General features: G+C 65.1%; 23 protein-coding genes and 1 tRNA gene. 7 read left to right on the top strand and 17 right to left on the bottom strand.

Annotation, left to right across the window (positions count from 1 at the left end; translation table 11 throughout):
• Positions 1-8: 8 nt before the first annotated feature.
• The 5 genes from DPM33_RS26285 to obgE form a co-directional block, all read right to left on the bottom strand.
• Positions 9-1,295 carry an MFS transporter gene (locus DPM33_RS26285; RefSeq protein ID WP_112100312.1) on the bottom strand — a complete coding sequence of 429 codons (1,287 nt, stop codon included), beginning with the start codon at positions 1,293-1,295 and terminating at the stop codon, positions 9-11.
• A 90-nt stretch (positions 1,296-1,385) separates the two neighbouring features.
• Entirely contained in the window at positions 1,386-1,973 is a 588-nt protein-coding gene (locus DPM33_RS26280) for a nicotinate-nucleotide adenylyltransferase (protein ID WP_112100375.1), read from the bottom strand.
• A 250-nt stretch (positions 1,974-2,223) separates the two neighbouring features.
• Positions 2,224-3,510, bottom strand: a complete 1,287-nt coding sequence (locus tag DPM33_RS26270; protein ID WP_112100311.1) for a glutamate-5-semialdehyde dehydrogenase — start codon at positions 3,508-3,510, stop codon at positions 2,224-2,226.
• 14 nt (positions 3,511-3,524) lie between these two features.
• Positions 3,525-4,664, bottom strand: a complete 1,140-nt coding sequence (proB, locus tag DPM33_RS26265; protein WP_112100310.1) for a glutamate 5-kinase — start codon at positions 4,662-4,664, stop codon at positions 3,525-3,527.
• Positions 4,665-4,666: 2 nt separating this feature from the next.
• Positions 4,667-5,698, bottom strand: coding sequence for a GTPase ObgE (gene obgE, locus DPM33_RS26260; RefSeq protein WP_112100309.1), 1,032 nt, complete (start codon positions 5,696-5,698; stop codon positions 4,667-4,669).
• 293 nt (positions 5,699-5,991) lie between these two features.
• Between obgE and DPM33_RS26255 the strand changes: the two genes are divergently transcribed.
• Positions 5,992-6,855, top strand: a complete 864-nt coding sequence (locus tag DPM33_RS26255; RefSeq protein ID WP_112100308.1) for an endonuclease/exonuclease/phosphatase family protein — start codon at positions 5,992-5,994, stop codon at positions 6,853-6,855.
• A gap of 228 nt (positions 6,856-7,083) precedes the next feature.
• Here DPM33_RS26255 and DPM33_RS26250 read toward each other — a convergent pair whose 3' ends face one another.
• From DPM33_RS26250 to DPM33_RS26240, 3 genes are all read right to left on the bottom strand, one after another.
• Complete coding sequence (locus tag DPM33_RS26250; protein WP_112100307.1) at positions 7,084-7,671, bottom strand: GNAT family N-acetyltransferase; 588 nt, start codon at positions 7,669-7,671, stop codon at positions 7,084-7,086.
• A 124-nt stretch (positions 7,672-7,795) separates the two neighbouring features.
• Entirely contained in the window at positions 7,796-8,065 is a 270-nt protein-coding gene (rpmA, locus tag DPM33_RS26245) for a 50S ribosomal protein L27 (protein WP_112100306.1), read from the bottom strand.
• A 116-nt stretch (positions 8,066-8,181) separates the two neighbouring features.
• Positions 8,182-8,865: a 50S ribosomal protein L21 gene (locus DPM33_RS26240; RefSeq protein WP_112100305.1), complete on the bottom strand. Its 684-nt coding sequence runs from the start codon at positions 8,863-8,865 to the stop codon at positions 8,182-8,184.
• Positions 8,866-9,192: 327 nt separating this feature from the next.
• Between DPM33_RS26240 and DPM33_RS26235 the strand changes: the two genes are divergently transcribed.
• The 3 genes from DPM33_RS26235 (at position 9,193) to DPM33_RS26225 (ending at position 11,825) form a co-directional block, all read left to right on the top strand.
• Positions 9,193-9,282: transfer RNA gene (locus tag DPM33_RS26235), tRNA-Ser, on the top strand.
• A 260-nt stretch (positions 9,283-9,542) separates the two neighbouring features.
• On the top strand, positions 9,543-9,980 hold the full coding sequence (locus DPM33_RS26230; protein WP_146770324.1) for a hypothetical protein: 438 nt from the start codon (positions 9,543-9,545) through the stop codon (positions 9,978-9,980).
• 243 nt (positions 9,981-10,223) lie between these two features.
• Positions 10,224-11,825 carry a caspase family protein gene (locus DPM33_RS26225; protein ID WP_112100303.1) on the top strand — a complete coding sequence of 534 codons (1,602 nt, stop codon included), beginning with the start codon at positions 10,224-10,226 and terminating at the stop codon, positions 11,823-11,825.
• Positions 11,826-11,880: 55 nt separating this feature from the next.
• Here the strand turns inward: DPM33_RS26225 and DPM33_RS26220 are convergent, their stop codons facing one another.
• A complete protein-coding gene (locus DPM33_RS26220) occupies positions 11,881-13,377 on the bottom strand; it encodes an HAL/PAL/TAL family ammonia-lyase (RefSeq protein WP_112100302.1) in 1,497 nt (498 codons plus the stop codon).
• A gap of 224 nt (positions 13,378-13,601) precedes the next feature.
• Complete coding sequence (locus tag DPM33_RS26215) at positions 13,602-14,738, bottom strand: hypothetical protein (protein WP_112100301.1); 1,137 nt, start codon at positions 14,736-14,738, stop codon at positions 13,602-13,604.
• An 80-nt stretch (positions 14,739-14,818) separates the two neighbouring features.
• Here DPM33_RS26215 and DPM33_RS26210 point away from each other — a divergent pair, with 80 nt between their 5' ends.
• The gene (locus tag DPM33_RS26210; RefSeq protein WP_112100374.1) at positions 14,819-15,778 is read left to right on the top strand and encodes a DUF1186 domain-containing protein; all 960 of its coding nucleotides are present in this window, start codon (positions 14,819-14,821) and stop codon (positions 15,776-15,778) included.
• A gap of 124 nt (positions 15,779-15,902) precedes the next feature.
• On the opposite strand, the gene recQ is transcribed toward DPM33_RS26210, so the two are convergent.
• The gene (recQ, locus tag DPM33_RS26205) at positions 15,903-17,747 is read right to left on the bottom strand and encodes a DNA helicase RecQ (RefSeq protein WP_112100300.1); all 1,845 of its coding nucleotides are present in this window, start codon (positions 17,745-17,747) and stop codon (positions 15,903-15,905) included.
• A gap of 331 nt (positions 17,748-18,078) precedes the next feature.
• Here recQ and DPM33_RS26200 point away from each other — a divergent pair, with 331 nt between their 5' ends.
• Positions 18,079-18,705, top strand: coding sequence for a LysE family translocator (locus DPM33_RS26200; protein WP_112100373.1), 627 nt, complete (start codon positions 18,079-18,081; stop codon positions 18,703-18,705).
• 161 nt (positions 18,706-18,866) lie between these two features.
• Here DPM33_RS26200 and DPM33_RS26195 read toward each other — a convergent pair whose 3' ends face one another.
• The 3 genes from DPM33_RS26195 to uxaC all read right to left on the bottom strand — a co-directional run bounded on the left by DPM33_RS26195 (position 18,867) and on the right by uxaC (position 21,477).
• Positions 18,867-19,199, bottom strand: coding sequence for a cupin domain-containing protein (locus tag DPM33_RS26195; RefSeq protein WP_112100299.1), 333 nt, complete (start codon positions 19,197-19,199; stop codon positions 18,867-18,869).
• Positions 19,200-19,232: 33 nt separating this feature from the next.
• Positions 19,233-20,000, bottom strand: coding sequence for a 2-dehydro-3-deoxy-D-gluconate 5-dehydrogenase KduD (gene kduD / locus DPM33_RS26190; protein WP_112100298.1), 768 nt, complete (start codon positions 19,998-20,000; stop codon positions 19,233-19,235).
• 67 nt (positions 20,001-20,067) lie between these two features.
• A complete protein-coding gene (gene uxaC, locus DPM33_RS26185) occupies positions 20,068-21,477 on the bottom strand; it encodes a glucuronate isomerase (protein ID WP_112100297.1) in 1,410 nt (469 codons plus the stop codon).
• A 311-nt stretch (positions 21,478-21,788) separates the two neighbouring features.
• On the opposite strand from uxaC, the gene DPM33_RS26180 reads away from it, so the two are divergent.
• Positions 21,789-23,297 carry a mannitol dehydrogenase family protein gene (locus DPM33_RS26180; RefSeq protein ID WP_112100296.1) on the top strand — a complete coding sequence of 503 codons (1,509 nt, stop codon included), beginning with the start codon at positions 21,789-21,791 and terminating at the stop codon, positions 23,295-23,297.
• Positions 23,298-23,322: 25 nt separating this feature from the next.
• Here DPM33_RS26180 and lepB read toward each other — a convergent pair whose 3' ends face one another.
• The 3 genes from lepB to atpD form a co-directional block, all read right to left on the bottom strand.
• Positions 23,323-24,300: a signal peptidase I gene (lepB, locus tag DPM33_RS37500; RefSeq protein ID WP_281004820.1), complete on the bottom strand. Its 978-nt coding sequence runs from the start codon at positions 24,298-24,300 to the stop codon at positions 23,323-23,325.
• Positions 24,301-24,403: 103 nt separating this feature from the next.
• Positions 24,404-24,811, bottom strand: a complete 408-nt coding sequence (locus tag DPM33_RS26170) for a F0F1 ATP synthase subunit epsilon (protein WP_112100294.1) — start codon at positions 24,809-24,811, stop codon at positions 24,404-24,406.
• A gap of 64 nt (positions 24,812-24,875) precedes the next feature.
• Positions 24,876-26,444, bottom strand: a complete 1,569-nt coding sequence (gene atpD, locus DPM33_RS26165; RefSeq protein ID WP_112100293.1) for a F0F1 ATP synthase subunit beta — start codon at positions 26,442-26,444, stop codon at positions 24,876-24,878.
• Positions 26,445-26,485: the final 41 nt, after the last annotated feature.

Below are 26,485 nucleotides of genomic sequence, written 5' to 3'. Positions count from 1 at the left end.
CCGGTGTTTCACTTGGAGCCGGTCGGATCGTCCGGCGCGAAGGCAAGTTCCACCGGCAAAGGCGTCTGCGCGCTCATCGGCGCGAAGCTGCCGCTTGCGGGGGCAGGAGTCGGCCGACCCGCAATCACGCGCCACAGCACGAACAGGCAGAAGGCCGAAGCGATGACGATGCCGACATAGATGAAGGTCGCGGTGCCGAAGACGGCCGAAAGCGCGGTGACGATGCCCGGCACGATGAAGCCGGCCAGCGACCAGGCAAACAGCATCGAGCTCGACAGCGCCAGAAGCTCGTCCTTGCCGGCGCGGTCGGCGGCATGGGCGCTGGAGAGCGCGTAGATCGATTCCGCCGCCCCGTCCCAGATGAGATAGATCACCACCAGCGCCATCAGCGCGCCGCCGTCGAAGACGATGGCCAAAGTGCTGGCGACGACCGCCAGCGCCGCGGCGCCCGCCAGCACATAGCGCCGGTCGGTGCGATCCGAGACCCAGCCCAGCGGGATCTGCAGGATCAGCGTGCCGACCGGCATCGCCGACAACAACAGCGCCACATCCGCCTGGCTGTAGCCCTTGGCGGTGGCGTGGATCGGCGCGAAGCCGGAAACGATCATCGACAGGCCGCCGACCGCCAGCATGCCGGCCACGCCCACCGGCGAGATGCGCCAGGCGCGGCGCAGCGCGACGGAGGCGGCCTGCGGCGCGGGTGGCTGCGCCAGCCGCGTCATGCCTACCGGCAGGATGGAGAGCGCGGTGAAGGTGATGCCGATCAGCGACGCCGCGGCCGTGTGGATGTCGACCAAGGCGAGCGTGGCATAGCCCACGCCGAGCCCGGCGATATAGGCGACGTAGAACACCGCCATGACCCGGCCGCGGATCGAGTTCGGCAAGGCGTCGTTCAGCCAACTCTGCGCGACGATGAACAGCCCGACTATGGCAAAGCCGTAAAGCGCGCGCGCGGCGATCCACAGCAGGGGGATCGGCCCGGCGCCGATCGCCGCGTTGGAAAGCGCGATCAGCGCCGAAAGCACCATGAAGGCGCGGGCGTGGCCCACGCGCTTGACGAGCGGCCCGGTCAGGATGCAGCCGGCCAGCCCGCCGGCCGAAAGCCCGGTGACGATCAGCCCGGCCCATGTCGGGTCGAAACCGTCGGCGCCGAGGCGCACCGGGATATAGGCGAACATCAGCCCATTGCCGATCGCGATCAGCGCCATCGACACGATGACGCTGGCAATGGCAATCAATGGCGCCGATTGCGCGGCGCGTCCGGGATCGGTCGTGGCGGGGTTCTTTTCCAGCATGCTTGCGCAGCTTGGCTTAGCTGAGAGCAAAAGGCCGCTGTAAAAGCGACATGGCCGGATTTCCTTTCCCCGTTGTGGGAAGGAGGGCGCCTACCCCCTCGCCGCCTTGCGGATCGCGGTGGAGGAGAGTGACGAGCGCGGGCCGTGGATGAAGGTCCAGGCCGGCGCTTGCATGCGGGCAAGCAGCGGCGCGTCGCCCTCGTCGACACGGGCATAGTCGAAGGTCTTGGCGACCACCGACGACAGGAAGGAAAGCGTCGCGCCCGGGCGATCGATGACCGCGATCGGAAAGGTCAGCACGATCTCGCGCCAGCGTTGCCAGCGGTGGAAGTCACGCAAGCTGTCCGCGCCCATGATCCAGACGAAATCGACACCTGGATTGCGCGCCTTGACCAAAGCGAGCGTGTCGGCGGTGTAGCGCACATGTCGCGCCGCCTCGAAGGCGGTGACCTTGATCTTCGGGTTCCTGGCGATCTTTTCGGACAGCTCGATACGCTCGGCGAGCGGCGCGAGTTCCCGCACGCTTTTCAGCGGGTTGCCCGGCGTCACCATCCACCACAGCTGGTCGAGCGCCAGCTTTCTCAGCGCGATCTCGGCGACCAGCGCATGACCGGCATGCGGCGGATTGAACGAGCCGCCGAACAGCCCGACGGTCAGGCCCTTGGCGGCGTATGGCATGCGGAGATAGCGCGCGGGAACCGCGGGCTGAGGGGAAGAAAGCATTGTGCTAGGCCCCCCTCTCTGCCCTGCCGGGCATCTCCCCCTCAAGGGGGGAGATTGGCAGCTCGTCCGCAGGCGCAAATCTTGCGGCGTCGGTGATTGGCGAAGGCCGAAGTGACGTCTGATCTCCCCCCCTGCGGGGGAGATGTCCGGCAGGACAGAGGGGGGTGTCCAAGCGCAACGCTTCAGGCTCTAGGGGCAAACAGCTTCACGGCCTCACCTGCCCTGCCCCGCGCACGCGGTATTTGAACGAGGTCAGCTGCTCGACGCCGACCGGTCCGCGCGCATGCATCTTGCCGGTGGCGATGCCGATCTCGGCGCCCATGCCGAACTCGCCGCCATCGGCGAACTGCGTCGAGGCGTTGTGCAGGAGGATCGCCGAATCGATCTCGTTGAAGAATTTTTCGACCGCTGTCGCGTCCTCGGCGACGATCGCCTCGGTATGGTGCGAGGAAAAGGTCTCGATATGCTCGATCGCCCCAATGACACCGTCGACCAGCTTCACCGCGATGATGGCGTCGAGATATTCCGTCACCCAGTCGGCCTCGGTCGCCGGGTTGGCGTCGGCGAACGCTTTCATCACGTCGGCGTCGGCATGGATCTCGCAGCCGGCGGCGCGCAGCGCTTCCAGGATCGGCACCAGATGCGTGGAGGCCACCGCGCGATCGACCAGCAAGGTCTCGGCCGCGCCGCAGACGCCCGTGCGCCGCATCTTGGCGTTGACGGCGATCTTGACCGCCATGTCGAGCTTGGCCGAGCGGTCGATATAGAGATGGCAGATACCTTCCAGATGCGCGAAGACCGGCACCCGCGCCTCGGTCTGCACGCGCCCGACCAGGCTCTTGCCACCGCGCGGGATGATGACGTCGAGATTGCCGCCGAGGCCTTTCAGCATCTCGCCGACGGCGGCGCGATCGGTGGTCGGCACCAATTGGATGGCATCCTGCGGCAGGCCCGCCGCCTTCAGCCCCTCGACCATGCAGGCATGGATGGCGGCCGACGAATTGAGCGAATCCGAGCCGCCGCGCAGGATCACCGGATTGCCGGCCTTGAGGCAAAGCGCGCCGGCATCCGCCGTCACGTTAGGCCGGCTTTCATAGATGACGCCGATGACGCCGAGCGGCGTGCGCACGCGCTCGATGTGGAGTCCATTCGGCCGGTCCCATTCGGCGATGACGTCGCCGACCGGATCCTCGAGCGCGGCGATCTCGCGAATGCCTTCGGCCATCGCCTCGATACGCGAGGAACTAAGCTTCAGACGATCCATGAAGGAGCCCGACAGCCCGGCTTCCTCGCCATTCGACATGTCGATGGCGTTGGCGTCGAGGATGGCCTGCTCGTTGCGCAGGATGGCATCGGACATGGCGACAAGCGCAGCGTTCTTGGCCTTGGTGGAGGCGACGGCCAACGGTCGGGCGGCAGCACGGGAGCGCCGGCCAATATCGGCCATCAGCGCCACTGTGTCTTCGCCGGATTTTTCATGCAGCTTCAGCATGGCTGATCCTCCGCTCAGTCGTCGGCCAATACTTGGTCGCCGGCAACGCTTACCACAAGGTCGTCGCGATGGATCATCGCCGATCGCGCCTCGTAGCCGAGCACATTTTCGATCTCGGCCGTCTTCAGGCCCGCGATCCTTACGGCATCGGCGGCATCATAGGCAACAAGCCCGCGCGCGATCTCACGGCCCTCGGGCGACAGGATCGCCACCGTGTCGCCGCGCGAGAAATTGCCGCTGACCAGCTTTACCCCGGCCGGCAGCAGCGACTTGCCTGACTTCAGCGCGCCGATGGCGCCGGCATCGACGGTAAGGCGACCCGCCGGCTCCAGCTGCCCGGCGATCCAGGTCTTGTAGCCCTTCACCGGATTGGCGCTCGGCTTGAAGAAGGTGGCGCGCTCGCCGCGCTCGATCGCCATCAGCGGCGACAGCCTGGTGCCCGAGGTGATGATCATGGCGGTGCCGGCGGCATTGGCGATCTTGCCGGCATCGAGCTTCGTGCGCATACCGCCGCGCGACAGCTCCGAAGCCGCCGCCCCCGCCATCGCCTCGATGTCGGGCGTGATGCGATCCACCACCGGGATGAACTTAGCCTTCGGATCCTTGGCCGGCGGCGCGGTGTAGAGCCCGTCGATGTCGGAGAGCAGCACCAGCAGATCGGCGCCCATCATCGTCGCCACCCGCGCCGCCAGCCGGTCATTGTCGCCATAACGGATTTCCGAGGTCGCCACGGTGTCGTTCTCGTTGATGACCGGCACCGCCTTCATCTTGAGCAGCGTCGAGATGGTCGCGCGCGCGTTGAGGTAGCGGCGGCGTTCCTCTGTATCACCCAGCGTCAGAAGGATCTGGCCGGATTTCAGACCGTCCTTGCCGAGCGCGTCCGACCAGGCGCCGGCGAGCGCGATCTGGCCGACGGCAGCCGCCGCCTGGCTTTCCTCGAGCTTCAGCGCGCGCTTGCCCAGGCCGAGAATGGTGCGGCCGAGCGCGATGGCGCCGGACGACACGACCAGCACTTCCGCGCCGGCATTGGCAAGCACCGCAATGTCTTCGGCAAGCGAGGTCAGCCAGTCGCGCTTGAGGCCGCTCGCACGGTCGACGAGCAGCGCCGAACCGATCTTCACGGTAATCCGCTTGTAGGACTTCAACGACTTCATGGTCATTGCCGCCAGCGCGTCTCGACGGGAGCGGGCACGGCATCGCGCGCCTCGGCCACCACCGCCATCAGCGCGCGCAGCACCGCCTCGACGCCTTCGCCGGTGACGGCCGAGACCAGCAGCGGCGCGCGGCCGGCGGCGCGCTTCAGCGACGCGGCCTTCTTCTTGCGCTGATCCGCGTCGAGGATGTCGATCTGGCTGAGCGCGACGATCTCGACCTTGTCGGTCAGCCCGTTGCCATAGGCTTCGAGCTCGGCGCGCACGGTCTTGTAGGCCCTGCCCGGATTTTCCTCCTGCGCCGATATGAGGTGCAAGAGGACGCGCGTGCGCTCGACATGGCCGAGGAAGCGGTCGCCGATGCCGACGCCCTCATGCGCGCCCTCGATCAGGCCGGGAATGTCGGCAAGCACGAATTCGCGCCCGTCGATGCGCGCGACGCCGAGGCCCGGATAGAGCGTCGTGAACGGATAATCGGCGATCTTCGGCTTGGCAGCGGTCACTGCGGCCAGGAAGGTCGACTTGCCGGCATTGGGCAACCCGACAAGGCCGGCATCAGCGATCAGCTTCAGCCGCAGCCAGATGCTGAGCTCCTCGCCCGGCAGGCCGGGATTGGCGCGGCGAGGCGCCTGGTTGGTCGAGGTCTTGAAATGCTGGTTGCCGAAGCCGCCATTGCCGCCCTTGGCGAGCAGGAAGCGCTGGCCGACCACGGTCAGGTCGCAGATCAGCGTCTCATTGTCCTCGGCGAAGATCTGGGTGCCGGCCGGCACTTTCAGCGTGATGTCGGCGCCCTTGCCGCCAGTCATGTTGCGGCCCATGCCGTGCATGCCGGTCTTGGCCTTGAAATGCTGCTGGTAGCGGTAGTCGATCAGCGTGTTCAGTCCGTCGACGGCTTCCGCCCAGACATCACCGCCACGGCCACCATCGCCACCGTCCGGCCCGCCGAACTCTATGAATTTCTCGCGCCGGAACGACACCGATCCGGCGCCGCCGTCGCCGGAGCGGATATAAACCTTGGCCTGGTCGAGGAATTTCATCGTCGTTTCGAGTTTCTGCTATTGGCCTTGAGCGATTGCTCTAGGCGTGTTGAGATTCAGGTCAGGCCGAGCCGAACATGGCGGGTTCCGAGAACCGGAGCGGAGCGTACTTAAGTACGTGAGCACCGGAAGCGCAGGAAGCAGGCATTTGCAGGCCGGCCTCACCTGAATATCGACATGCCTTAAACCAAGGCAGGGCTAAGGGCGAGGCCGATTTGCGACTAAAGCTCCGGATGCCCTTTTGCCGGGGACGCGGTAGCACTGTTGCGGGGACGTGACGGGAGGGGCGCGGAATGAAGATCGTTTCCTACAACATCCAGTACGGCATCGGCCTCGACGGCCAATACGATGTCGGCCGCATCGCCGACGCGGTGCGCGGCGCCGATGTGATCGCGCTGCAGGAAGTGACGCGCAACAACCCGCGCAACGGCGGCCGCGACATGGTGGCGGAGATCGGCGAGGCGCTGCCCGGTTATTTTGCCGCCTATGGCAGCAATTTCGAGGTCAATATCGGCTCGCGCCTTGAGAATGGCCGCGCCATCTCGACCAGTTTCCAGCTCGGCAACATGGTGCTGTCGACGACGCCCATCCATCTGTCGCGCAATCTCCTTTTGCCGCGCAGCCGCAGCCTCGAGGCCATGAACTTCCAGCGTGGTGCGCTCGAGGCGCTGATCGAGACGCCGCTCGGCTTCATCCGCTTCTATTCCACCCATCTCGACCACCGCAGCCCGGTCGAGCGGCAGAACCAGATCCGCTTCCTGCGCCAGCGCCTGCTCAACTACGCGCTGGAAGGCGGCGGCCTGTCGGGCATTCCCGAGATCGGCCTGCCGGACCTGCCCTATCCGGAAGCCTTCATCGTCATGGGCGACTTCAACATGCTGCCGGGCTCGTCCGAATATGTCGAGCTTGCCGGCCGCTCGGATCACGAGTTCGGCATGCCCTTGACCGCCGACCTCGCCGTCGATGCCGCCCAGCGTCTCGCCGTCGCCGACCTGGTCACTTGGGTCGATCCCGACCGCCCCGGCGACAAAAGCCGCCACAAATGCATCGACTACATCTTCACCAGCGCCTCGCTGGCCAGATCGCTGCAGCGCCTGTGGTCCGACCGGCACGCCGTCGGTTCCGACCACCTGCCGCTCTGGGCCGAACTCGGCTGAGCCGCCTTCGAGCGCCGGCGCTTAGGCGTGTTGCTATTCAGGTCAGGCCGAGCCGAAAATGATGGCTTCCGAGAACCGGCCTACGCCGGCCGTAGCCTTCGTAGAGTGGAGACACTTATGAGGGCTTCGTCCGGCGAAGGCCGGAGCGGAGCGTACTTCTGATACGTGAGCACCGGAAGCGCAGGAAGCCATCATTTGCAGGCCGGCCTCACCTGAATTTCAACATGCCTAGAAGTGCACCCAGTTGCGCAGGCTGGTCCACGTCTTGCGATCCAGCCGGTAGCGCTCGACCGGCACCTGGCCGGCGACGATCGAGTTCAGCATGCCCTGGCCGGCATACTGGAAGCCGCACTTGTGGATGACGCGGCGCGAGGCCGGATTGATCACCCTGGTCGAAGCATGCAGCACCTGGATCGAGGTGTTCTGGAAGGCGAGATCGACCAGCGCGTGCGCGGCCTCCGTCGCGTAGCCGCGCTTCCAGTAGGGCTCGCCGATCCAGTAGCCGAGTTCCAGCCCGCGATCGGTGGTGTTCAGGCCGGCGCAGCCGACGAAAGTTCCCGTGCCGGCTAGGGTGAGCGCAAAGACGATGCCGGCGCGGCGCGACGCCGCCATGGCGAGGAAGGTGCGCGCTTCCGCTTCGCCATAGGGATGCGGCATGCGGGCCAGCATTTCGGCGACATGACGGTTGTCGGCAAGCGCAACGAGTTGCTCGAGATCGCTGTCGCGCGGGGCGCGCATGACCAGCCGCTCGGTGGCGAGCACCGGGCAATCGATCGCGTAACTTTCGTCTTCGGTATCTTCCGCTTCGGCAACCATTTTAGTCCTCCAGGGCAAGAAAAATGAAAAAGGAGAGATGGTGGCCCATCTCTCCTGATCCTTTTCCTGGCCTGGCCAGACACCGGTTCCCGAGATGGGCGCCGGTGTTATGGTGCGGAACCGGCTACTCCGCTGCTTTGGTAATCGGGTTGACCGATACGTAGGTTCGGCCGTTGGCTTTTTTGTTGAAGGTGACCGCGCCGGCTTCGAGCGCAAAAAGGGTGTGGTCCGTGCCCATGCCAACATTGGTGCCCGGATGCCAGGTGGTGCCGCGTTGGCGGATGATGATGTTGCCGGCGACGACGGCTTCGCCGCCGAACTTCTTCACGCCGAGACGCTTGGAGTGCGAATCGCGACCGTTGCGCGACGAACCGCCAGCTTTCTTGTGTGCCATTTGACTAACTCCGATGCGCCCTGAGGCGCTTGAATGGTCTTATGAACGCGTTCGCGTTCCGTTTCAAGTGCGTACCGGCGACGACCGTCGCCGGGCCATCTAACTTTTAACTTGCCTTACTTCTTCGCCAGTTCCTTGGCCTGCTCGCGCCAGTCCTTGATCTGGTCGGCGCTGAACGGCATGTGCTCGTCGATCTTGGCGACGTCCTTGTCGCTGAGCTTGGCGAGCTGCGCGAAGGTGACGATGCCCTGCTCGGCGAGGTCCTTGGCCGCGACCGGGCCGATGCCCTTGATCACGGTCAGGTCGTCCGGCTCGCCCTTCGGCGCCTTAAACAGCGGCGCGGCCTTTGCCTCTTCGCCGGCGGCGGCCTCGGTCTTGGCTTCCTTCTTGGCCTTGGGCTCCTTAGGAGCGGACTCGGCCTTCGCCTCGGCGGCGACCTCAGCCTTGGCCTCCGCCTTGGCGGCGGCCTTCTTCGACGGCTTGGCGCCACCCAGCAGGATCTCGGCGATCCGGACGGTAGTCAAAAGCTGGCGGTGGCCGATCTTTCGGCGCGAATTCTGGCGGCGGCGCTTCTTGAAGGCGATGACGGTGCGGTTCTTGCCCTGCTCGACGACTTCCGCCGTGACCAGAGCGCCATCGACGAACGGCGCGCCGAAGGTGACATTCTCGCCCTCGCCATGCGCGAGCACATTGCCGATCTCGACGATATCGCCGACCTTGGCTTCGACTTTCTCGATCTTCAGGAGATCGTTGGCGGCGACGCGATACTGCTTGCCGCCCGTTTTGATGACTGCGAACATTTTTTGCCTTTCGCTGTTCGGTCGGCCTTGATGAACCGCTCGGGCGGTTCGGCCGTCTTTTTGTCAGTCTGCGGGTTCAAAAAACAAGCGGCGCGGAAGAGCCTCCACGCCGATTGCGGGCTGTCCCTAACCGAAGGTTGCGCTGGAGTCAAGGCAAGCAGTCTGCGCCTGGACGATACCTCGAGCAGTACCGCCGGCAAAGGAGACGGGAGCACCCTCGCCGCCGCTTTTCGAAGAAGCTGGAAATCGGGCGAATAGGGCCTTGTAACTGAAGCGGTCAGCCGTTATCTAGTGCGCCGCGCCGGCAACGGCCGACCATGACCTCGCGGAGAGGTGGCAGAGTGGTCGAATGCACCGCACTCGAAATGCGGCATACTCGCAAGGGTATCGGGGGTTCGAATCCCTCCCTCTCCGCCATCCTGCTTTGCTCTCCGAGCTTCACAGGGTCAGCGCAGTCTCTCGCGCGAAGCAGGATGCCCTCCGAAGCTTTAGCGAAGAAGGGCGGGATTGCCCGACTTAAAACACCTCAGGTCCAGACCACGCGTTTCGATCGATCCATGCTCCGCTCGTGAAGCAGCACACACTCGCGTGACAAAAAACCGCCTATGGTCGACAATATTTGATCTCAAGGGATCTGCGGAGGACCGTTCGACATGCGCTCTGGGCGGAATCCAACAGTGTTCGGTCGGGTTTTGGACTGCCTATCGGCAGGGCGAACCATAGCGGTTGCCTTTGCAATCGCTATTTCCGTTTCGCCTTCGCATGCGGCGCAGCATCGTTTGCCCAGCGGTTACAAATGGGGTCGCTGCCTGCTTGTCGTTCAGGGCGAGACCCGCATATCCGGAAGATGCTCCTATCAGATCGAGAAGGGCGGCGATTTCAACATCCAGGGCCCCAAGCAGGTGTTTGCAGGCATCGACTATCCCGATCCGCATAGCGGGGCAGGTGAAATGTCCAAGGATTACTGGGCAGTCGTCTACAAGGACGGCGATACCTGGGCAGGCTATTCGAACGCGGAGATTGAGGCGACCCACGGCGACGAACGATGGGAAGATCTTCGCCGCGAAGGCGCGTGCTATACTGGCAAGGACGTGCGAGTGTGCCTTTGGAATTAGTCCGCGCCAGGCGATTGCAGGATTGAGTTCAGGCCGATCCATTGGCGAGTAAGCTGGTCGCCGCCATGCTCCAAATCATGGAATGTGTTTGCGCGGCGCCGCGGACCGCCGAGGCCTCGGCCGCGAACAGGCATACGCTTATTGCGCGTGGATGTGCTATATTTCATAGAAGCGAACATCTCTGAATGAAATTGCCAAGGGGACTAGCAGGCAGAGCCGCAACTTGAGTTGAGAGTGCGCGCCATGAGGTTCTGGGCCGCCATCATTGGTTTTTTCCTCCTCACCGCGGCGGATCTGCTGCAGTCCGGCGCCCTTGCCGCCCAGGGTAGCCGGGTTGCGCTGGTCATCGGCAACAGCAAATATGTCTATGCCCCCGCTCTCCCCAATCCTGCGAGCGATGCACGGCTGATGGCCGACATGCTGCGCAAGGTGGGGTTCAACGTTATCGAAGGCGTCGATCTCGACTATGCGGGAATGCGGGACCGGCTGAACAAGTTTACCGAGGCGTCCTACGACGCGGATACGGCGCTGATCTATTATGCCGGCCACGGCATGCAAGTGAACGGCAAAAATTATCTGATCCCGGTCGATGCCGAGCTTACTGCGCCGGCGCATCTCAAGACCCGCACGGTCCAGATGGACGAGTTGCTGGCCGCGCTCCCGCCGGATCCGGCCGTCGGCATCGTCATTCTCGACGCCTGCCGCGACAATCCGTTGGCGAGGACCTTGGCGGCCTCGTTGCCAAAGAGCCGCTCGGCCATGGCACCGGGCCTGGCGCCCATCGATATCAGCGGGTCGGACGTTGGCACCGGCGGCGTGTTGATCGCCTTTGCCACCGACCCCGGCGCTGTGTCCTACGACGGCGGCGGCGCCAACAGTCCCTATACGACCTCCCTTGCCAAGCATCTCGCCGAGCCCGGCGTGGAACTCCAGAGCGCGTTGACCCGCGTGCGGGGCGAGGTGACGGCCGAAACGAACGGCAAGCAGCGGCCTTGGCACAATGCATCGCTCGGTCGCGAGGTCTTCATAGGACCAGCGACGGAGACGGCCGTGGCGCCGGCTCCGCAGGCGCTGGCTTCGGGCAGCGGCACGCCGGCCCCGGCCCCTGATGCCGATCCGCGCGGATGGGAAATCGAGCAGCGCGTGTGGGACGAGGCCTCGAAGCGCAACACGGTAGCGCATTACGAAGCCTATCTTCAGCAATTTCCAAAGGGTGCGTTCGCTGACCTTGCCCGGCTCAATCTGGATCAGCTCAAGCAGCGTTCCACGATTGTCGCCGACACGAAAAGCGATGCGTCGCGATCCGCCGCGACGCCGCAACCCCCCGCGGCCGCCGGTCCCGAAAACGAGGCCGGCACGGAGTTGACGGAAAGTGCCATCGGGCTGGACCGCCAGGCAAAGATCGATCTGCAGGAGAGGCTGCTGGCCATCGGCTATGATCTGGATCGCGCCGACGGCGATTTTGGCGCCAAGACACGACAGGCCATCGGCAAGTGGCAGCAAGACAACAAGCTGCCGCCGACCGCCTTTCTTACCCAAGGGCAATATGCTCGTCTGAAACTCGACACGGAAGATGCACTGCAGACGTGGCGTGCCGAGCAGGCGTCCGAAGCGCAGGCAAAGAAACAGGAAAGCGTCGCGCCGCCAAGGCCGCCGAAGCCGCAACCGGTCGCCCGCGCCAAACCGAAACGAATGCAGCAACGCGAAGCAGCCAATCCCGGACCGGCACCGAAACCGAAGGCAACGGCACGGAAGTCCGGATACAAGACCTGCAGCGGGATTGACGGCACGTTCCAAATCCCTGCGTCGCAGAGATGTCCCTTGAGCGGCTACGCGCACTATTGAAGGTATCGGGCTCCATTGGTCCCGGCGGCGTCAGTTCCCCGATTCTTGGTCGCGCTCAGACTTCGCCGAACTCCACGTCCGCCTCGCGGATGAAATCGCGCAGCATTTCCATGTCCCAGGACAGCGGGCGGTCGTCGCTGTAATGCGCGATGCGCCGGCGCACGGCGCGGTAGATGGCGTCGGTGCCTGGTGCCCGCGCGGCCTTGCCGGCCAGGAAATCATGCGCCTGCGCGGCGGCCATGAGCTCGATCGCCAGGATGTATTCGGCGTTGTCGATGACGGCCAGGAGCTTGTTGGCCGCCACGGTCGGGTGAGCCAGGAAATCCTCCTGCAGGCCGGATGTGACGCCGCCATCCGTCGCCGCCGGCGCGGCAAGGCGCCGGTTCACGTTGCTCAGCGAAGTGGCGGTGTACTGGGCGATCATGAAGCCCGAATTGCAGCCGCCCTCGGCGGCAAGGAATGCCGGCAGATTGTTCACCAGCGGATTGACCAGGCGGTCGATGCGGCGTTCGCTCATGCCTGCGACCTGCGCCAGCGCAATCGTCAAGGCGTCGGCGGTCTGTCCGAGCGCGGGCGCTACCGGATGCGCCTGCGAAAACACAAGCGGCTCATCGGGCGTGCCGGCCACGGCGGGATTGTCGGTCACCGAAGCGAGTTCGCGGTCGACCAGCAGTGCCGAGCGCTCCAGCACCTCGCGCGCCGCGCCATGCACATGCGGCACCGCGCGGAGGCTCAGCGCATCCTGCGTGCGGCTGCCATGCGCCGCCGCGATAAGCCCGCTGCCGTCGAGCAGGCGCCGCAACGAGGCGCCGACGGCCTCGATGCCGGGCGACGGCCGCATGGCCAGCACGGTTTCGTCGAAGGCCGCCATCTGCCCACCGGCCGCTTCCAGCGTCAGCGCCGCGGCGGCGTCGGCCCAGGACAGCAGGCGCTCGGCGCGAACCAGCGCGATGCTCGTCAGGCCCGTGGCGCATGCGGTGCCGTTGACGAGGCTCAAGCCTTCCTTGGCACCCAGCACCAGCGGCTCCAGGCCGATCTCGGCCAGCGCCTCGCGGCCGCTCATTTTGCGCCCGGCAACCGTCGCCCTGCCCTCGCCGATCAGCACCAGCGCGATATGGGCATTGTGCGTGAGATATCCGGCCGATCCGCGGGACGGGACGTCCGGAACGCAGCCCCGCTCGAGCAAGGTGAGCAGGTTGCGCACGATCTGCGGCCGCACGCCCGAATGGCCATGCGCGAAATTCGCCACCTGCACGGCAATGACGGCGCGGATGCTGCGCTCGGGCACCAGTTCGCCGACGCCGCAGGCGTGGCTGAGGATGATGTTGCGCGACAGCTTCTCCTGCAGGGCCGGCGCCACAACCTGGCTTGCCAGCGCCCCGACCCCGGTGTTCACGCCATAGGCCCGAATGCCCTTTTCGACCAGGCTTGCCACGATGCGGTTGGCGTGCGCGATGCGATCCCAGGCGGCCGGGGCCAGGGCCAGATTTTCGCCGTCGCCGACCCGCGCGATGTCCCGCCAGCTTGCGGCATTGTCGATGGTTATCGTCATTCGTGGTCCCCGACATGCGCAGGGTATCCATCCCCCGCGGCGTCTCGCTTAAAGCGTCCCGATCGCGCCTTCTGTCGGAATTTCGCCGCAGCCGGCGCCAGAACGGTGGAAATTTGGCTTAGCCTAACCAACCACCGGTGCGGCGGTTTGCCGGCGGGCAACCATTGCCGGCAAAATCTTGAGCATCGGTCGCGGTCGCGTTTGGCGGCGGGATTTGGCCGTCTCTACCCCAGCTGTACCAGGCGTTCGATGAAACGCCCTTTGCCGGCATGGCGCTCCTGAATGGATTGAAGTCGGAGGCGAAATGCCTCGATCGTGCCCTGTCTTTCGGCAAGCGCCTGGAGGTCCAAAAGAAGAGCCGCGGCCTTGTCATAGCCGCCGGGGTTGCGGCGCCCGATTTCGTTTTCGATATCCGTCCAGACGCTGTCGCCTTGGCGTTGAATAGCGTCAAGCCGGACCCGGCGGGCTTTCTCAGCCGCTTCCATTTGCAGTCGTCGTTGTGCCGCGGCCAGGTCCGCCTCGGCACGCTCGCGGGCAAGGCGGATTTCTGCGGCATGGGCCTGCAGTTCGGCGACAGTGCGCAAGGCGATGGCCGGCGTCGCGTTCCCTGTCGCCAGGCGCGCCTGGACCATCGCGCGCAATTCCAACGACGCATGCAATTCACCGTCGAAGATTCGCACGAGCAGGTCGATTTTCCCGGTATCCGGGATGGCAGCGATTGTGCGTCGAACCATCTCCGGCGCCGCGTCATTGGGTATATTCGCAGCGCTTCGCTCGGCCCCTGCCTGGACGAGATCGCGATCGATGCCGAAGAAGACGGCGAACGCTTCCAGCGCTTCGGTCAGCGGTCCGATTCCCGGCATCGGCTCCAGCTGATCGGATTCGACCGCGTCGGTTTCGACAGCCATCAGCCAGGTGAGGTAGAAAAGCCGGAGGTCGCCGGCGAGCACATCGGCCCGCAGAGGCGCCAGGGCTTCCAGCCAACCCGCATTGTCATCGCCGACGTCCTCAAGCTCCAACTCTTCGCGCGCAATGCTCACGATCAGATTTTCGCCGGCGGTACTGAGCATGACGTCGTCGGTCGCTGCGAGGAAGGCGTCTATGCGATCCCGATCGACCAGCCCGGCCGGCAGCTTGATCATCAGGCGGCGGGAGCCCCAGTTGGCCAGATAGAGGTGAAGATCGAACCAGCGCTCCATGAATTCGTCCGGATCGCCCTTGAAGTCGCCCCACTCGTAGAAATTGGTGAAGCTGGTGGCGGTGATGCGCGCCCGCGACGACACTGCGCGCAGAGCCTGGCGGTCCGCCTGGCTGAGCGTGCGATCGATCGCCCGGAATTCATAATATTGGTATTCGCTCATTGTCGTCCTCAACCTTGACACAAGGTACGGCCAACCGACTGATAGCACGCTGCCGGAACAGCGCTCCATCGAGGCGAGTGATGAAAAAAGAAGAGCTGGAAAAACTCCTCAGCCACGGCGACGGCGACTTCAAGCTGTATCCGATAGACCGCTACCTGCATGCCCTGGCGACCGAGCGGCGAATGCCGGATCTCGCAATCGGCGTTTGCACCCTCAGGATCGAGGAAGCCGCACCTGCGTTGCGGGCGGTTGTCGCAAGGGCCGCCGATGGGACGGTTCTGTCGCAGGACGACGAAAGACTTCTTTTCCGGGGTTTGCATATTCTGGGTGGCGCGCGCGATACACAGGCCTGTCAATCCTTGTTGCGTTTGCTCCGTCGTCCAGGCCATGAGGTCGATGATCTGCTCGGCGACGCCATCACGGAAACGCTGCCGCGCATCTTCGCAGGCATGTTCGACGGCAATGCCCAGGCCCTGTTCAGCACCATCGCAGACCGCAATGTCGATGAATTTACGCGCGACGTGCTGTTGAGCGCCGCGGCCTTTCTGACCTGGGACGGGCGCATAGAGCGCGATCAGATGCGGCTCTTTCTCGAACGATTCCATGCCGAGAAGTTGGCCGACGACGAGGAGCATGTCTGGGTCGCCTGGATCGAGGCGATCGCCATACTAGGATGGCGCGACCTCGCGCCGCTGGTCCTTAGCGCATGGAGCGAAGGGCGCATACCACCAGGAGTGCTGGAGCGGCACGATTTCGAGGCGGATCTCGAAGCCGCCGAAAAGGCGCCGGACGATATCGAGCGATTCAAGAGCAACAGTCTCGGCTACATCGACGACGTGATTGAATCGCTGGATTGGTTCCGCCATTGGGAAGTCAGCGATAGCGATGAGGAGGAAGACTGGCAGTCGTCCTCGCCGTTTCCATGGGCGAGCCCGGAGGAACCGGTGATAAACCCCTTGCGGCATGTCGGTCGCAATGATCCATGCCCCTGCGGCAGCGGCAAGAAATTCAAGAAGTGCTGTCTGGCAGACCTGGAATGATGGCGCGCCGCAAGCAGCGCCTTCCCTGGAGCGTTTCACCGTTTCACGGAAACGGCGAACCACTTCATCTCTTGTTTGACGCAATTCCGAACGGAAGACCGCTCACACTTTTCCTGGAATTGCTCTAGCCCGACCCGCCCGCCTCATGCGCCGCGATCGCGCCCAAGAAAATTTCGCCGAACTCCTTGAGCTTCGCGGCGCCCACGCCGTTCACCTCGGCGAAATCGTCAAGGTCGCGCGGCTGGCGTTCGGCCATATCGATCAGCGTGCGGTCGGAGAACACCACATAGGCCGGCACCTGGCGTTCCTTGGCGAGCCGCAGCCGCAACGTCTTGAGCACGGCCAGCAGCGATGCATCGACGCCCTCGCCATCCGTGGTGGAGCCCTGCCCGGCGCGCTTCCTGCCGCGCGCGAGACGATCCCGGCCCTCGACGCGATACTCAAACGCAACCTCACCGCGGCCGAGCGCACGGCCGCTCTCGGAGATGGCGAGGCCGCCATGGCCGTCGGCATCCGGCGTCAGGAAGCCGCCGGCGACCAGCTGCCGGATCAGCGACAGCCAGACCGGCTTCCTGTGCGCGATACCTGTCCTGAAACTGGTCAGCTTCTGATGGTTCCGCGCCAGCACCTTCTCGGTCTCGTGGCCAAGCAGGATGTCGATGACATGGGCGGCGCCGAAACGCTCGCCGGTCTGCGCGACCGCCGCGAGGATGGTGCGCGCCTCCGCGGAGCCGTCGGCGCGCGGCGCCTGGTCGAGGCAGTTGTCGCAATTGCCGCAGGCCTGCGCCTCCTCGCCGAAATAACCGAGCAGCACCTGGCGCCGGCACTGCGCCGTCTCGCAATAGCCGATCAGCGTGTCCAGCCGGCGATGTGCCCGTCTCTTGTGCTCGGGCGACGTATCCTCATCGTCGATGAACATGCGACGCGTGCGGATGTCGCCGGCCCCGTAGAGCATATGCGCTTCCGCCGGCCGGCCGTCGCGGCCGGCGCGGCCGATCTCCTGGTAATAGGCCTCCAGGCTGCCCGGTAAGTCGGTGTGGAAGACATAGGCGACGTCGGGCTTGTCGATGCCCATGCCGAAAGCGATGGTCGCCACCATGACGACGCCGGACAGGCTCATGAAGGCGTTCTGGTTGGCCTCGCGCGCCTCCTTGCTCATGCCGGCATGATAGGGGAGCGCACGCACGCCGTTCTTCTCAAGGAAGGCGGCCATTTCCTCGGTCTTGCGACGCGACAGGCAGTAGATGATGCCGCTCTTGCCGGGGTGGCGCTCGACGAAGCGCAGCAGCTGGCGCTTGCTGTCCTGCTTGGTCTCCATCGCCAATTTGATGTTGGGCCGGTCGAAGCCCAGCACCAGGGTCTCGGCGCGGCCGGCAAACAGCCGCGCTTCGATATCGGCGCGCGTCGCCTCGTCGGCCGTCGCCGTCAGCGCGATGATCGGCACATCGGCAAACAGCCCGCGCAGCCGCGACAGGTCCTCATATTCGCGCCGGAAGGCCGGACCCCATTGCGAGATACAATGCGCTTCGTCGATCGCAATCAGGCTGACATCCAGCCGGGACAGCGCCTCCAGCATCCGCTCCGTCATCAGCCGTTCCGGCGCCAGATAGAGCAGCCGCGTCTGGCCGGACGCCACGCGGCGCCAGGCCGCGACATTGGCATCGCGGTCGAGCGAGGAATTGATCGTGTCGGCGGCCACACCGGCAAGGCGCAGGGCAGCGACCTGATCCTGCATCAGCGCCACCAGCGGCGACACCACTATGGTGAGCCCGCCTTTGACCAGCGCCGGAACCTGATAGCAGAGCGACTTGCCGGCGCCCGTCGGCATCACCGCCAGCACATGGCGTCCGGCGAGCAACGCCTCGATGACGGCGGCCTGGCCGGGGCGAAAATCGTCGAAGCCGAACACGTCCTTCAGCACGCGCCGCTGATGATCCCCGGCTCGCAGGCAGGCTGCCTGTGCCGGCATCAGGCCGACACCGGACAGGGGTTCGTTTTCGAGAACGTGTGGAGACCAGCCAAGTGATTCACCGCGTGATGCCCTGGAGTAGCGCAGCCGTCACCCGGTCACAACCGCGCCTGCGGCAATTCCAGGAAAAGTGTGTAACGGTTAGGCTCGGCGACTTCGCCGTGGCCTTCCGTCCGCAATTGCGCAAGAAACAAGTACAAGAGCCCGAAAGCTGTCGCCTCGCGCCAATGTCGCATCGAAAAGCCATCGCTGGCACACCGGCCGGAGAGTTCCGGGTGCTATGGTTCGATGCATCCATTGCTGGCAACTGTCGGCGCAGAAGGAGCTTCGCATGATCGATCAGGCCACGCTTCTCACCTACATCGCGGTGGTGCTCGGCTTCGTCTTCATCCCGGGACCGGCCACGCTGCTTACGGTGGCGCGGGCGACGAGTTCGGGCACCAGGGTCGGCATTGCCACCGGCGCCGGTGTCGCAGCCGGCGATGTGATCCACACGGTCATGGCCATTGTCGGCATCTCGGCGATCATCGCCGCCTCGGCGATGCTGTTCAGCGTCATCAAATATGTCGGCGCGGCCTATCTCGTTTACCTCGGCATCCGCGCCATCCTCGAAAAGGCGCCGGCCGACCTGGCCGGCAGGACGCTGCCCATCTCGGCCGGTAAGGCCTTCCGGCAGGCGATCCTGACCGAGGTGCTGAACCCGAAGACCGCGCTGTTCTTCCTCGCCTTCCTGCCGCAATTCGTGCACCCGCAAAACGGCTTCGTGGTGTTGCAGCTGATGATGCTCGGCGCGATCTTCGTTCTGCTCGGGCTGTTCAGCACGATCGTCTTCGCCCTCAGCGCGGGCGGGCTGGGCTCCTTCCTGCGCCGCAATCCGGCGGTGCTCAAATGGCAGGGCAAGGTGGTCGGCGGCATCTACTGCGCGCTTAGCGTGCGGCTTGCGCTGCAGCAGCGGTGAAACACCCTGTCTGCCTGCCGCAACCGTTAAGCCAATCTTCACCGTGTTGCGACACGGTTACCCTCCTGCGGCGATGTTTCGAGTACCGCGGCGGCGCCACAAGCGCCCAGGCAACAAACCCGCGCCTCACGGCGCGGGTTTTTCTTTCCGGCGGCGGAGCCTCAGCGGAGGAAATCGGCCCGATGAGGCGCAAAACTGTCGACCAGGCGTCCGGCCTCCAGCGCCTTGACGCCATGCACGAGGTTGGACGGCACGATGAAGCTGCTGCCTGTTTCGAGGATTTCCGACCGACCGTCGATGCTGACTTCGAAGCGTCCTTCGGCGACATAGCTTGCCTGGACATGCGGATGCGAATGCAGCGCCCCGACGCCGCCTTTCTCGAAGGCGAACTCGACCATCATCAATTCGGCCGTGTGCACCAGCACGCGCCGCTTGTTGCCATCCGGCGTCGGCTCCCAGGCTTTTTCGCCGGCATGGGAAAACATCTTAGTCATCGTCCGACATCCATTCGAGATTGACGGGAACCGTCACCGCGCCAGCCAGCCGCCGTCGACCGGCACCACCGCGCCATGCATGTAATCCGACGCCGGCGCCAGCAGGAACACCGCCGCGTCGCCTATATCCTCGGGCCGGCCCCAGCGCCCGGCCGGGATGCGCCCGAGGATCGCGGCGCTGCGGTCGGGATCGGCGCGCAGCGCCTCGGTGTTGTTGGTCTCGATATAGCCCGGCGCGATGCCGTTGACGTTGATGCCTTTGGCCGCCCATTCGCAGGCGAGCAGCCGGGTGAGGCCGAGCACCCCGTGCTTCGAGGCGGTGTAGGAGGCGACGCGGATGCCGCCCTGGAAGCTGAGCACCGAGGCGATGTTGACGATCTTGCCGCGCCGTCCCGGTTCAGCGAGCACGCGTCTCGCAAAACCCTGGCAGAGCCGGAAGACAGTCTTCAGATTGACATCGATGACATCGTCCCAATCGGCCTCGCTCAGGCCGATCGCGTCGGAGCGCCGGATGATGCCGGCATTGTTGACCAAACCGTCGAGCGGGCCGCTCTCGTTCCAGACCCTGTCGAGCATCGCGGCGGCCCCGGCCGGATCGCCGAGATCGGCCTTCACTGCCTCGAAGCTGCCGCCCGCGGCCGCGACTTTCCCGGCCGTGTCATCCATCGCCGAGCGGCCGACGCCGATGACCGCGCCGCCGGCGCGCGCGACCGACAGGGCGATGCCTTGGCCGATGCCGGTGTTGGCGCCGGTGACGAGGATGCGCTTGCCGGTGAGGCTGAAGGCGGAAAGATCGCTCAAACCCGTTCTGCCCTTCGCCAGCGGCCGATCGAAGGATCGGCCGTTCCTCGCATGTGGCGCCGCCCCGTCACAGGCGATAGGCCTTCTTGGCGAGCGTATAGGCCAACTCCCCGGCCAGCTCATGCGCCTCGTCCTCGCGCAGCCGATGCTCTGCCACCAGCCGCGCCAGGAAGGCGCAATCGACGCGGCGGGCAACATCGTGCCTGGCCGGGATCGAGGGAAAGGCGCGCGTGTCGTCGTTGAAGCCGACGGTGTTGTAGAAGCCGGCCGTCTCGGTGGTCATCTCGCGGAAGCGGCGCATGCCTTCCGGACTGTCATGGAACCACCAGGCCGGACCGAGCCTGAGCGCCGGGTAGACACCGGCGAGCGGCGCCAGCTCGCGCGCATAGCTCGTCTCGTCCAGCGTGAAGAGGATGACGGTGAGATCGCGCTCCAGCCCGACGCAGTCGAGCAGCGGCTTCAGCGCCGTCACATAGTCGGTGCGGGTCGGGATATCGAAACCCTTGTCGCAGCCGAATTTCTGGAAAACAGCCGGCGAATGATTGCGCCAGGAGCCCGGATGGATCTGCAGCACCAAGCCGTCGTCCAGGCTCATCTTGGCCATCTCGGTCAGCATCTGGGCGCGGAACAGTCGTCGTTCTCGCTCGTCCTGCGAGCCGCGGCGGACACGGCTGAAAAGCTCCTCGGCGGCCGCATCGGACAGGTTGGCGGTCTCGGCGGTCGGATGGCCATGATCGGAAGAGGTCGCGCCGAATTCCTTGAAATAGGCGCGCCGCTTTCGGTGCGCATCGAGATAGCCGGTCCAGCCGCCGGTATCGCATCCGGTGATGTCGCCGAGCCGGTCGAGATTGGCCAAAAACCCTTCGAAATCGGGATCGACCACAGCATCCGGTCGGTAGGCGGTGACGACGCGGCCCTTCCAGCCGCTGTCGCGGATCATCCGGTGCCAGTTGAGGTCGTCGAGCGCGCCCTCGGTGGTGGCGATCACCTCGATGTTGAAGCGCTCGAACAGCGCGCGCGGGCGAAAGTCGTCGCGCTGCAGCAGCGTAGCAATGGTGTCGTAGTGACGGTCTGCGGTGGCGGCGGTCAGCGGTTCGTCGATGCCGAACAGATGTTCGAGCACATGGTCGAGCCAGAGCCGGGTCGGCGTGCCGCGGAAGAGATAGTAATGCTCGGCGAAGCGCCGCCAGATCGCGCGACCGTCGGTCTCGACCGGCGAACCGTCGAGCATCGGCACGCCGAGCTCTTCCAGCCGCACCCCCTGGCTGAACAGCATGCGGAAAATGTAATGGTCGGGCACGATGAGTAGCTGCGCGGGGTCCGGAAACGACTCGTTCAGCGCATACCAGCGTGGATCGGTATGGCCGTGCGGGCTGACGATGGGCAGATCCTTCACGCCGGCGTAAAGGGCGCGGGCCAATGTGCGCGAATTCGCCTCGGGTGGAAACAGCAGATCGGGATCGGTCGGCGCGATCATCGAAAAAGCGGCTCCTCCAATGCATGTCGCCCAGAAGCGTGCCGCGGTTCCACGGCAACGGCATGCCTCGGCAAAAGACCTGAAGCGTGTCGCCGGACTCCTTAGGGCTGCGTATCGGTACGGTCGGCCTAGAATGATGTCAACGCGATCGGCAAGCCGCCGCCTCTTGCGATCGGCAAGCCGCCGCTCCTTGCGGTCGGCAGGCCGCCGCCTTCTTGCAGCGGTGGGGAACAGGTGATACGCCGCATGTGCTCCATCGTACGGGACATCGACATGCCGCTCCACCGAAACCTTTCAGCCGTTTTGGTGCCATGAGCAGCGGCCGCCTTTCCGAGCGGACGCTGCGATCCCTGCCACGCGAGGTTTCGGTCCCGGCCTATGATCGCGTCGGCATGACGCCTGGCATCGTCCATCTCGGGGTCGGCGCCTTTCATCGCGCCCACCAGACCGCCTATGTCGACGCCTGCCTGAGCGACGGCGAGAGCGACTGGGGCATCGTCGGCGTCTCGCTGCGCAGCCCCGATACGCGCGATGCGCTGGCACCGCAGGACGGGCTCTACACACTGGCGATCCGAGACAGCGCCGGCGAACAGCTGCAGGTCATCGGCTCGATCCAGTCCCTGTTCGTTGCTCCGGAAAAGCCAGGCGCGGTGCTCGCCGCGCTGACCGACCCACGCATCCGCATCGTCACGCTGACCATCACCGAAAAGGCCTATCTGAGAGCAGCGGACGGCACGCTCGACGGCGCGCACCCCGATATTGTCCATGACCTCGCCAACCCCCGAGCGCCGAAGACGGCGCACGGATTTCTCGCCGAGGCGCTGGCGCGTCGCCGCGCCGCCGGCACGCCGCCCTTCACGGTTCTGTGCTGCGACAACCTGCCGGCCAACGGCGCCACGCTGCACCGGCTGCTGATCGAATTCGCGGCACTGCAAGACAGCCGCCAGGGCGGCGCCGACCTGGCACGCCACATCGCCGACGAAGTGGCTTTCCCATCTTCCATGGTCGACCGCATTGTGCCTGCGACCACCGATGCCGACCGGGCGCGCATTGCGAAACAGCTCGGCGTCGAGGATGCCTGGCCGGTGATGACCGAGCCGTTTCGCCAATGGGTGATCGAGGACCGCTTTCCGGCCGGGCGGCCGGCCTGGGAGAAATTCGGCGTCACCATGGTCGAGGATGTGCGGCCGTTCGAGGACATGAAGCTCAGACTGCTCAACGGCGCGCATTCCGGCATCGCCTATCTCGGCCTGCTCAGCGGCCACGCAACCGTCGACCGCGCTTTTGCCGATCCGTCGATCCGGCAGTTCGTGGACCGGCTCTGGGCCGAGGCAGTTCCGACGCTGCCGCGGGATGCCGGGCTCGACACCGTTGCCTACACGGTCGAGCTCGCCGCGCGCTTTTCCAACACGGCACTCGCCCACCGTACCGCGCAGATCGCCAATGACGGCAGCCAGAAACTGCCGCAGCGTATCGTTGCCTCCGCTCTGGCGAGGCTGAAGGCGGGTCTGCTGCCGGAACATCTCTCGCTGGTCGCCGCCGCCTGGATCGCCGCATGCGCCGCGCGCGGCGGGACCTTGCCCGAAAGCCATTTCACCGATCCGCTCGATGCCGCCCTCGGCGACCTGTTCAGCAGCAATCTTCCGACAGAAGAGATGACGAAAGCCGTGTTCGACCTCGCCGGCTTTGCCAAGGGTCATCCGGAACGAGAGAGGCTGATCGAGTTTGTCGCCACCCACCTCGTCCATTTCAAGCAGGGCGGCCCGAAGCTGGCTCTCGCCGCGCTCGGCATCGGCAACGAACCACCGCCCCCAGGCTGACCGAGCAGCTTTCTCTGGACCGAGCCTAGTTGGCAGCCGCCCTGTTCACGACCTGCCGCGCGGCGTAGTCGACCCCACTCGAATTCCAGTACAGGCGCACGACTTTGCCTTCCAGATTTTCATAGGGAACGAAACCGACCGTAAATCGGCTGTCGGAGGAATTGTCGCGATTGTCGCCGAGCATGAAATAATGCCCTCCGGGCACTTCGAAGACGCGCGTGTTGTCCCCCACCGCATCGTCGGTGAGGTTGACCACCGAATAGGAGACGCCGTTAGGCAAGGTCTCGCGCTGCAATCTGCCGGTTTGCGAATCCTCCGATGCGTACGGGCCGATATCCTCGAGCCCGACCGGCACGCCATTGATATGCAGGACCCCCTCGATCATCTGGATTTTTTCGCCCGGCAGGCCGACGACACGCTTGATGTAATCGATGCTCGGATCCGGCGGAAATTTGAACACCACGACGTCCCCGCGCCGGGGTTCGGCGCCCCATACCCGGCCGTCGAAAGTCATCAATCCGAAAGGGTCACTGTAGCGGCTATAGCCATAGGCGTATTTGGCGGCGAAGAAATAGTCGCCTTCGAGCAGCGTCGGCACCATGCTGCCGGCCGGCGTCGAGAAGGACTGGAACAGAAAGGTGCGGACGATGAACCCGGCCACCACGGTGGCGTAAAACGCCATCACGAACACCGGAACGCCCTGCGCGTACCATTTGTCCGGCTTGAATCGGCGCGCCAGGGGGGCAACGATCGCCGCCCAGACGATCATCAAGCCGAAGCCCGAGTATCTGCCGACCGCGGCGAGATCCATGCCCGGCAACACCGGGAAGCCCGCGTAGCAAATCGCGATGCTGGCGGCAGTGACGGCGATAAGGCTGATGACGGCCAGCCTGCCGGCGCCGATCCACAGGAAGCCGGCGAACGGCCCACCAAAAGCCGCTATCAGGCCCGACGTCCACATGGATCGCGAGGCCGTTTCCGATTGCGTCGCTTGTTCCGTCATCGGCACCCCCCGAAGGCAGCCGGACTGTCTATCAAACGACAAATCAGGGCAAACAAAAAAGCGGGGCAGGCCCCGCTTTTTCAATCTCGTGCCATAGGCGCGATCAGGCCGGGATCAGCGCGCCTTCCAGTGTGGTGAGCTGGCTGAGGAACTGCTCGGCGCGGCTGCGCGCCACGTCGTCCTTGGCGTCGGCGGCGTCTTCCTTGGCGTCCTGGATGCGGCGGGCGAGGTCGGCGCGGTCGATGTCGTTCACATGCACGGCCGATTCGGCGAGCAGCGTGCAGCCGGACGGCAGGATGTCGGCGAAACCGCCGAACACGACATAGCGGTCTTCCTTGCCGCCCGTGGCCTTCACCGTGACGACGCCGGGCTTGATGGTGGTCATGACCGGAGCGTGCTGCGCCATCACCGTCATCTCGCCTTCGGCGCCCGGAATGACGACCGACTCGACCTGCTCGGAGACGAGCAGCCGCTCCGGCGAGACCAGTTCGAACTTGAAAGCTTCAGCCATGGTGTCTCACAAACGCTTGCATCGAAATGGCGCGGACGGACCGCCCGCGCCATCGAATGAGTAATTAGGCGGCTTCAGCCGCAAGGCGCTGCGCCTTCTCGACCGCTTCGTCCATGCCGCCGACCATGTAGAAGGCGGCTTCCGGCAGGTGATCGTAGTCGCCGGCGCAGAGGCCCTTGAAGCCCTTGATGGTGTCGGCGAGGTCGACCAGCTTGCCCGGCGATCCGGTGAACACTTCGGCGACGAAGAACGGCTGCGACAGGAAGCGCTCGATCTTGCGGGCGCGGGCAACCGTCTGCTTGTCTTCTTCCGACAGCTCGTCCATGCCCAGGATGGCGATGATGTCCTGCAGCGACTTGTAGCGCTGCAGGATCGACTGCACCTGGCGGGCGACCTGGTAGTGCTCCTCGCCGACGACCATCGGGTCGAGCATGCGCGAGGTGGAATCCAGCGGATCGACGGCCGGGTAGATGCCCTTTTCCGAGATCGCGCGGTTGAGCACGGTCGTGGCGTCGAGGTGGGCGAACGAGGTCGCCGGCGCCGGGTCGGTCAAGTCGTCGGCCGGCACGTAAATCGCCTGCACCGAGGTGATCGAGCCCTTGGTCGTCGTCGTGATGCGCTCCTGCAGCGCGCCCATGTCGGTGGCCAGTGTCGGCTGGTAGCCCACGGCGGAAGGAATACGGCCGAGCAGCGCCGACACTTCCGAGCCCGCCTGCGTGAAGCGGAAGATGTTGTCGACGAAGAACAGCACGTCCTGGCCCTGGTCGCGGAAATATTCGGCGACGGTGAGGCCGGTCAGGCCGACGCGGGCGCGGGCGCCCGGCGGTTCGTTCATCTGGCCGTACACCAGGGCAGCCTTCGAACCCTGGCCGCCGCCCTTCTTGTTGACGCCCGATTCGATGAACTCGTGATAGAGGTCGTTGCCTTCGCGGGTGCGCTCGCCGACGCCGGCGAACACCGAGAAGCCGCCGTGCGCCTTGGCGACGTTGTTGATCAGTTCCTGGATCAGCACGGTCTTGCCGACGCCGGCGCCGCCGAACAGGCCGATCTTGCCGCCGCGGGCATAAGGCGCGAGGAGGTCGAGAACCTTGATGCCGGTAACCAGGATCTGCGCTTCCGTCGACTGGTCGACATAGGCCGGAGCCGGCTGGTGGATGGCGCGCATTTCCACGCCGTCGACCGGGCCTTCCTCATCGACCGGCTCGCCGATGACGTTGATGATGCGGCCGAGCATGCCCGGGCCGACCGGAACCGAAATCGGCGCGCCGGTGTCGTAGACGTCCTGACCGCGGACCAGGCCTTCGGTCGAGTCCATGGCGATGCAGCGCACGGTGTTCTCGCCGAGATGCTGGGCGACTTCGAGCACCAGGCGGTTGCCGACATTGTCGGTTTCCAGCGCGTTCAAGATGGCCGGCAGATGATCTTCGAACTGCACGTCGACGACGGCGCCGATGACCTGGCGGACCTTGCCGGCGGCACCGACGCGCTTGGCCGCGGTGGTTGCCGCCTTGGCGGGAGCCGCTGCCTTGGCCGGAGCGGCCGCCTTCTTCGCCGGAGCGGCCTTGGCGGCTGCTGCCGCTTCCTTGGGGGCCGGTGCCGCCTTGGCGGTCTTCGGGGTAGCTGCTTTCGCCATCGTCTTTGCCCTTTTCGTCTATCCGTTGTTCACGCCGCTCG

The sequence above is a fragment of the Mesorhizobium hawassense genome (assembly GCF_003289945.1).
In the GTDB taxonomy this organism is placed as follows: Bacteria; Pseudomonadota; Alphaproteobacteria; order Rhizobiales; family Rhizobiaceae; genus Mesorhizobium; species Mesorhizobium hawassense.
This window is presented reverse-complemented; position numbering and strand designations above follow the sequence as displayed.